The sequence below is a fragment of the Tangfeifania sp. genome (genome assembly GCF_055108615.1).
The window spans coordinates 1-7,961 of record NZ_JBSQIC010000121.1 but is presented as its reverse complement, the minus strand read 5'-3'; the positions used below and the strand labels follow the sequence as shown (position 1 = coordinate 7,961).

General features: G+C 40.7%; 7 protein-coding genes. 5 read left to right on the top strand and 2 right to left on the bottom strand.

The genetic code is table 11. The features are described 5' to 3' along the window. Window positions 1-68: 68 nt before the first annotated feature. The 5 genes from ACTCNA_RS16900 (at window position 69) to ACTCNA_RS16880 (ending at window position 5,438) form a co-directional block, all read left to right on the top strand. Window positions 69-737: a hypothetical protein gene (locus ACTCNA_RS16900; protein ID WP_462949117.1), complete on the top strand. Its 669-nt coding sequence runs from the start codon at window positions 69-71 to the stop codon at window positions 735-737. A 6-nt stretch (window positions 738-743) separates the two neighbouring features. Beyond that, a complete protein-coding gene (locus ACTCNA_RS16895; RefSeq protein WP_462949116.1) occupies window positions 744-2,885 on the top strand; it encodes a thiol protease/hemagglutinin PrtT in 2,142 nt (713 codons plus the stop codon). 121 nt (window positions 2,886-3,006) lie between these two features. Beyond that, window positions 3,007-3,699 carry a fibrobacter succinogenes major paralogous domain-containing protein gene (locus ACTCNA_RS16890; protein WP_462949115.1) on the top strand — a complete coding sequence of 231 codons (693 nt, stop codon included), beginning with the start codon at window positions 3,007-3,009 and terminating at the stop codon, window positions 3,697-3,699. Window positions 3,700-3,716: 17 nt separating this feature from the next. Next, window positions 3,717-4,154: a C1 family peptidase gene (locus ACTCNA_RS16885; RefSeq protein ID WP_462949114.1), complete on the top strand. Its 438-nt coding sequence runs from the start codon at window positions 3,717-3,719 to the stop codon at window positions 4,152-4,154. A gap of 72 nt (window positions 4,155-4,226) precedes the next feature. After that, window positions 4,227-5,438: a T9SS type A sorting domain-containing protein gene (locus tag ACTCNA_RS16880; RefSeq protein ID WP_462949113.1), complete on the top strand. Its 1,212-nt coding sequence runs from the start codon at window positions 4,227-4,229 to the stop codon at window positions 5,436-5,438. Window positions 5,439-5,522: 84 nt separating this feature from the next. Here ACTCNA_RS16880 and ACTCNA_RS16875 read toward each other — a convergent pair whose 3' ends face one another. Both ACTCNA_RS16875 and ACTCNA_RS16870 read right to left on the bottom strand, forming a co-directional pair. Then, window positions 5,523-7,649 (bottom strand): Tex family protein, encoded by a 2,127-nt coding sequence (locus ACTCNA_RS16875; RefSeq protein ID WP_462949112.1) that lies wholly within the window; start codon window positions 7,647-7,649, stop codon window positions 5,523-5,525. Beyond that, on the bottom strand, window positions 7,646-7,822 hold the full coding sequence (locus tag ACTCNA_RS16870; RefSeq protein WP_462949111.1) for a hypothetical protein: 177 nt from the start codon (window positions 7,820-7,822) through the stop codon (window positions 7,646-7,648). The genes ACTCNA_RS16875 and ACTCNA_RS16870 overlap by 4 nt, the downstream gene beginning before the upstream one ends. Window positions 7,823-7,961: the final 139 nt, after the last annotated feature.

The following is a 7,961-nucleotide window of genomic DNA, read 5'->3' as shown; positions in this document are numbered from 1 at the left end:
ACTAACTTTTAAAACCAATAGTATGATGAAACACGGCCCATAATCCACTTTCCCCGGAAAACCACAAGGTGGATTCACGCCGGGAAAGATGCCAACCAAAGGCACTAGAAGTAGCTCTTATTTGTACTCCAGCATGGGGAAAAAACTTCATGAATTCTCAACTTTATATTACAATTTTTTTACAAATACTTATGAAAAAGATACTATTAAAATTATACGTATGTTTTTTAATTCTCCTTATAGGGAATGGGTGCGATCTCTTAGGATCTGAAGATCAGTATCCCGGTGTTTCTATCTATAAAACCAACGGTAATTACTTTAATCTGGTTGACATTGGAATGATAGGAGACCAGATTTATCGTTCTAATAAGTTCTGGAATAGCCGATCTAATTCATATCATTTTATTGAGTTCAAGAATAACGATACAGTTTACACTCAAAGGTATAGACTCGATAACGGTTATATTTTAGACGGAGAGGCTGACGAACGCTATGATGTTTTTTTGAATATGACACATAAAGAATATTTAAAAAGAGAAATGCTAAATCACGGATCAGGTCTGGGTGCTTATGTACCTAATGATACATTGCATAAATATATTTTAGATAAAGATCCATATATAGTTTTTTATAGAAACCGAACAGAAGTTAAGCGATTCTATATTAGAGACAGTTTAGAAATAAAAGAAATTGTCAGAAATGGAGAAATTGATAAATACTTTGAAAAAATAAAATAAAAAATCATGAAAAAAATAATACTAATCCTTTTTACACTCGTCTTTTTTACAGGTATTACCTCCGCTCAAAAGGTAAGAAGAAATGATGCTGAACAAATAGCAAAAGAAATTTTTAGGAGAAATAATAACGGAAAGACAACAAAACTTAAAGCTATAATTCCCTTAGGCAATGAAGATAAAAATGATACATTACTTTATATTGTTCCATATGAAAAATCCGGGTTTTCAATTGTTTCCGGGAATTATGCAGCACCCCCAAGTTTAGGTTATTGTTCAAAAGGTGTATACGACCCTTCCCTAATGCCACCTGGATTACTCTATCTTATTGAAAAATATAAATATGAGATAAACAAATTAAAGAAAGAAAAGAAGAAGCCTACAAAAAAAATTAAGCAACTTTGGGAAGAATACTTTAGCGGATATCAACTTAAGTCCGCTACTGATGTAGAGTTAGTTTTTGATACTAAATGGGATCAATATTCTAGTTTTAATGATTCATGTCCAGAAAATTGTCCTGCTGGTTGCACCGCAATAGCCATGGCACAAATCCTGCGTTACTGGGAATGCCGGGTTAATCCTACAGGTTCAGTCACTTACGGAGGCTCTGGATATTATGGAGGCTCTGCTAATTTTGGCTCTACAACCTATGACTGGCAAGGTATGCATAACACAATAGCTGAGCCTGATAATCAATTGCTTGTTTATCATGCCGGAGTTTCTTGTTTAACGGAATATAATACAGATAGTTCTTCTTCCTCAATACATAAAGCATTAGATGGATTTGAAGATTTTTGGGGAATGAGTACAAATGCAGATATCAAATGGAGAATAAGTCATTTGAGTACTTGGAAAAGCGATTTAAAAAATGAACTGAATTGGGGAAGGCCTATTTATTACAGAGGTTCAAATCTTACATTGACGCATGGTCATGGATGGGTAATTCATGGATATAATGATAATGATCAATTTATCTGTAATTGGGGTTGGGGTGGATCTTATGATGGACCTTATTCTTTAGGAGGGTTTGATCCTCCTGGAGATTTAGGTCCATACAATCAATATGAAGGAGCGATTTTTAGTCTTTACCCGGCACAATCTTCTGGAGTTGCAACTCCAGACTTATCTAATCAAACATTTACTCATTCCTCCAATGGTTATAATCTTACAATACCTGAAACATTTGGTGCAACAAGTTATGAATGGATTACAAATAAGGGGACAATCTCAAGAAGTGGTACATCGGTAACCCTTTACACTGACGAGTCAGCAACTGTGCAAGTTAGAGCTTATAACGATATATGTGAGATTTATTCACCATATAAGTCAGCAACGATAACCATTAACTACGGTTCCATCTCCAGTCCCGACCTTATATGTTACTCAAATTATACTGCTTCTATACAAAATGTACCCAATACTACCATTACATGGGGAGGGGCAAATGTAGCTTACCCCAACGGAAATACAGGTACATCAGTAACGGTGAGGGCAGCAAGTTCTTCTACTGCCAATTCCGGTACGATAACTGCATCGTTCACTGTTGACGGTACACCATATACAATATCAAAAACGGTATGGGTAGGCGCTCCCCGGATTAGTAATATTACTGGCCCTATGAATACGCCTAACGGCCAGTGGGCAACATATCATGCAATACCGGAAAGCGACTTTTCTTCTCCTACAGATTATAACTGGATACTCAATCCGTTAAATGGGAATTCAGTATATGACTATGGGGATGACGTTGATATTGCTTTTTATAATTCGGGCTCATATCAGTTAATCGTACAAGCTTTAAACACTTGCTCGGATCTAAATTTCGGTCCATACTATGGTACAAGTTTATATGTTTATGATTCCAGAAGTCTACTGATTTCGCCAAACCCTACCACCGGTGAAACAACATTAACTATTGAATCCGGGGCGGAAACATTAAAATCTGCTCAGGTTGGTGAAGGGCCATTTGACGACAACGCCGAATGGGACGTGGAAATCTACAGCCCCATGCAGGCATTAAAAACAAAGAAAATCAAGTTGAAAGGCAAAAGCACAACCATCCAAACCGCCGGATGGACAGAAGGGGTTTATACGGTGCGTGTAAAATATAAAGATGAAATATTAACCGGAAAACTTATTGTGAAAAGATAGAATTTTTACCTGTAATAAATTAAACTTTCAGGATTGCATCCAAAAGTCCGAAGGACTCCTACAGAGAACCGCAGCTTAAAAAAATAAAAATTAAACGCTTATGAACTTAAAATTTTCAAAAATGAAAACACCAATTTTAACACTACTAGCTTTAATGCTGCTTTTTGCAGCCTGCCAAAAAGACCCGTTTGAAGCCAACTCCGGTATCTTTACCGATGAGCGTGACGGCCGCGAGTACAAATGGATAAAAATTGGCGACCAGATTTGGATGGCCGAAAACCTGGCCTATGTGCCCTACGTTTGCGCACCCGACTCCCAATGCGGAATTTGGGTGTACGGTTATGACGACGAAGGCTCTTATGGCTCCATGCTAAATACCTATGGCGCCCTGTACGACTGGGAAACCGCCATGGATGTGTGCCCTGAAGGCTGGCACCTCCCATCTGATGAGGAATGGATGGAACTCGAACGTTACCTCGGGATGGAGGAAAGAGAACTTGACATACTTGCATGTAGGGGAGTAGAAAAAAATGTTTGGGGCAAACTTGTGTCAGTAAATGATATTCATTGGGATCAATCACTTACAAGGACAAATGAAACTGGATTTACAGCTTTACCGGGAGGAGAAAGATATATTAATTATTCGAAAAATGAGTTTCATTTCCAATCAATAAATATCAATACAACATTCTGGACGAGTTCTGAATTTGATGATAAATTCGCATTTAGCAGGACGCTTGTTAATGGTGGTTGTATTGACAGAATGCTAAAATTGAAAAATGCCGGATTCTCAATAAGGTGTATCAAAAACTAATCTAAAAAACGACACCAATGATATTAAAACTTACATTACTCTTTTTTGCAATTTCCATTACTTCCTACTCCCAACCGATATCATTCTCATGGTATAATGGTGATAACCCAACCCAAAATTACATTTCCCCAGCCAAAGATCAAGGTGAACAGGGCCCCTGTGGTATTTTTGCGGCTGTAGGAGCCGTGGAGGCACTAAGTCACATTTACTATAACAAACCTTTTCATCATTTAAATAATGGGATAAACCTTGCAGAAAGGGAGATTTATTCATGGTGTTCTGGTTACGGAAGGTTTGATGCAGCTGCCTCTGCAAGAGAAGCTTTGTTGTATGCAGATACTACCGGAATAATTAACGAAAGTTGTTTTTCTTATCCCAATTATACACCTTTCTATACCGATTGCTCAAGCATGTGTGCCAATCCTGATTTAGAGGTAAATATTCCCGGATACTAAGAAGTCCAAATAAGTTCAAATGAAAATTTAAAAAAAGTTATCATCGATTACGGGCCAATCGCAGTTAGGTTGATGAATGTTGGATATGAGTTGCACGGGGATATAAATGATAATACCCACTCTGTTTTAATTATAGGATGGAACGGTTCAGGACAATGGCACATAAAAGACAGTTGGCCGGGAAATCCTTCAACTGCTTTTAAATTTATTAATGTTTTTAACCCGGAATTTGATGTAAAGTTTTACAAGGTAAATTATGAAGAAAATGGTAACACAATTTCCTGTTCCGGCACAGGATGCAGTTCTGTTTTCTCAAGTAGAAGTTATACCGATAATGATGGGGACGGTTTTTATAACTGGGGAATCGGCTCGAAGCCAACCGGCTGCCCCGGCCCCTGTGAGATGGATTTTAACGATGCCGAACCTTCTTCTATTTTTTTGGATGAAAATTATGAAGAAGTTGATGCATCCTTTGTTTCAGGCTCCGACCTGGTATGTTCTTCAGGTGGCACTTTTAACTTAAATAACCTACTCTCAGGTTTTTCAGCCTCATGGAGTTTTTCACATCCCTCGCTGTTTAATTCGCCAACCAGTGGCTCAGGTACTTCGGCAACTATTTATCCCAAATCGCAATACTCAGGTGATGAATGCTCCATCACTTTTACTATTTCCGATGGCTGTGGCTCCGCGCAGTACACAAAAAACTTTGCCATTAACGGCCCGGCCGATAGCGAAATTGATATTAATGTAGTGCCGTCGAACGCACCCACGCCAGTTAGGGTAAGCGGAATTTGGCTGCTTTGTCCAAATTCAACTTATTATATTTATTGTGAAAACTCTTCCGATTGCTCAACGTCGAATTACCAGTGGACAATTCCTTCAGGCTGGACCAAGTATGAGCAAACCAGTAACTATATCCGGATCAACACCAACAGTTCGCCTTTTGGAACAGTTGAAGTTGAGGCAACTACCTGTTGCGGCACAGATCACCTGGTTATCACACAAAATTTCAGCCAGGGGGGAGCATGTTCCTATTTTTCAGTTTATCCAAATCCTGCTACTTCAGAATTTAAAATTGAATTCGAAGAAACATTCGATTTAAAAACCGTGGATGAATCAACATTGCTTGAGATTTATGATTCAGGATTTTCAAAAAAATACAAAGCCGAAAAAATTGAAAAGCAGCTCAAAGTACAAACCACTGGTTGGAATCGAGGAATCTACTACATCGTTTTAACCCACAAAGGGCAAAAGTATTACGAAAAAGTAACGGTTGAAAAATAAATGAGAATTATTCCAGTTGAATTTTATTATCTGTAAATGTTTGGCGACTTAAATTTAAGTCGCCAAACATAAATATTATTACTGCTAAACCCCCTTCAGCGAAAGCTGAATCCGTTTACGCGCCACATCCAACTCTTTCACCCGCACTTTTACATGCTGGTGCAGTTTAACAATTTCATTCGGGTCGGAAACAAACCGGTCGGCCATTTCCGAAATATGTACCAGTCCCGACTGTTTCACGCCCACATCCACAAAAGCGCCAAATTTGGTGATGTTATTCACAATTCCCGGCAGTTCCATTCCCTCGCGTAAATCTTCGATGGAGAAAATACCGTCGGCAAATTCAAAAACTTTTATTGGTTTCCGCGGGTCGCGACCGGGTTTGAGCAGTTCATTTTTGATGTCGTTCAGTGTGGGCAGCCCGGTTTCATCGGTTACATATTTTTGAAGATCGATTTGGGCTACCAGCTCTTCATTCTGAATTAAATCGCTGATGTTGCATTTCAAATCTACCGCCATTTTTTTAACAATCGGATACGATTCGGGGTGAACCGCTGAATTGTCCAACGGATTTTTGCCATCGGGAATCCGAAGGAATCCAGCAGCCTGTTCATAAGCTTTGGGTCCCATACGGGGCACTTTTTTTAGTTCTTCGCGCGATTCGAACAACCCGTTTTCTTTCCGGAAACCTACAATGTTTTGCGCCAGTTGCGGGCCCAGTCCCGAGATGTAATTCAACAGGTGCTGACTGGCAGTATTCAGGTTCACACCCACTGCATTCACGCTCAGTTCAACCACCGAGTCGAGGCTGTTTTTCAGCTTTTTCTGATCCACATCGTGCTGGTATTGCCCTACGCCAATGCTTTTCGGGTCGATTTTTACCAGCTCGGCCAGCGGGTCCATCAGCCGCCGCCCGATGGAAACAGCGCCACGCACGGTCACGTCGTACTGCGGAAATTCCTTCCGAGCCACTGACGAGGCTGAATACACCGAAGCGCCGCCTTCGTTCACCACATATACGCGGATGTCGCGGTTGTAGCGCAGCCGTTTTATAAATGCTTCGGTCTCGCGACCGGCAGTGCCGTTGCCAATGGCAATCGCTTCAATCTGGTACATTTCTACCATCGTTGTGATTTTCTTGGCAGCCAGCTTTTTCTCTTCCTGCGGCTTGTGTGGATAAATATTTTCGTTGTGCAGCAGGTTGCCCTGCTCATCTAAGCAAACCACCTTGCAGCCGGTGCGGTATCCCGGATCGATAGCAAGTGTCCGTTTTTGTCCGAGTGGCGGTGCCAGCAATAACTGGCGCAGGTTTTCTGCAAAAACACCAATGGCATCCTCGTCGGCTTTTTCTTTGGAGAGCTGCGAAAACTCAGTTTCAATGGAAGGTTCAATTAATCGTTTGTAGCTGTCTTTCACCGCCATTTCCACATGCTTTGAACTTTCGTTTTCTCCCTTCACAAAAAAGCGGGTGAGGTTTTCCAGCGGACGGGTTTCGTCGGGTTTTACTGAAACGCGCAGGAAACCTTCTTTCTCACCGCGCCGCATGGCCAACAGCCGGTGCGACGGGCATTTTTTCAACGGTTCGCTCCAGTCGAAATAATCGCGGTATTTGGTGGCTTCTTCCTCTTTTCCTTTCACCACTTTTGAGGTGATAACAGCTTCTTTTTCAAAGGCCCGCCGCACAATGTTTCGTGCTTTCTCGTTTTCGCTCACCCACTCGGCAATAATGTCGCGTGCCCCGGCCAGCGCATCTTCCGGTGTTTGAACGTCTTCATTTAAGAACGATTGCGCACGTGATTCCGGGTCACCTTCAAACTGCTTCATCACAATTTTTGCCAGCGGCTCCAGTCCGCGTTCACGGGCGATGGTAGCTTTTGTGCGGCGTTTGGGTTTATAAGGAAGGTAAATATCTTCCAACTCCACCGGATCATAACAGTTTTCAATCCGCGTTTTCAGCTCAGGTGTTAACTGTTTCTGCTCTTCAATGGTTTTTAGAACAGTTTCTTTGCGTTTTTCCAGTTCCGTGAACTTTTCGTTTTGCTCCTTTATTTGCAAAACCTGCATTTCATCGAGGCTGCCGGTGCGTTCTTTCCGGTAGCGGGAAATGAATGGGACCGTGGCTCCTTCGTTCAATAATTCAATGGTGTTGGTAACCTGTTTTTCACGAATTCCAAGTTGCCGGGAGATTATTTCAATAATTTTTGGATTCATTTGTTTGTTGTTTCGTGCAAAGGTAGGAAAGATTTTTTGGGTTGATTTTCTTTTGTAATGATCATTTTAGACCGGCAAATAGCAATATATTTTTCAAAAAACTCAAAAATTCTATTTTGTTGAGCGGAGCCTTTTAATCCTGGATCTTCTGCGACTACTGTAAATAATCCCAAGAATAGTGATTTTTTTGATTTTCCCATCTTTCTTTTGCCAGGTAAAGATCCGTTGTCGGAGACTCTTCAGCATATTCAATCCAGCTTTTAAAATCATTTTCAGAAATGGCTTCGCCGGGGAGAGAATATGAATTAATAT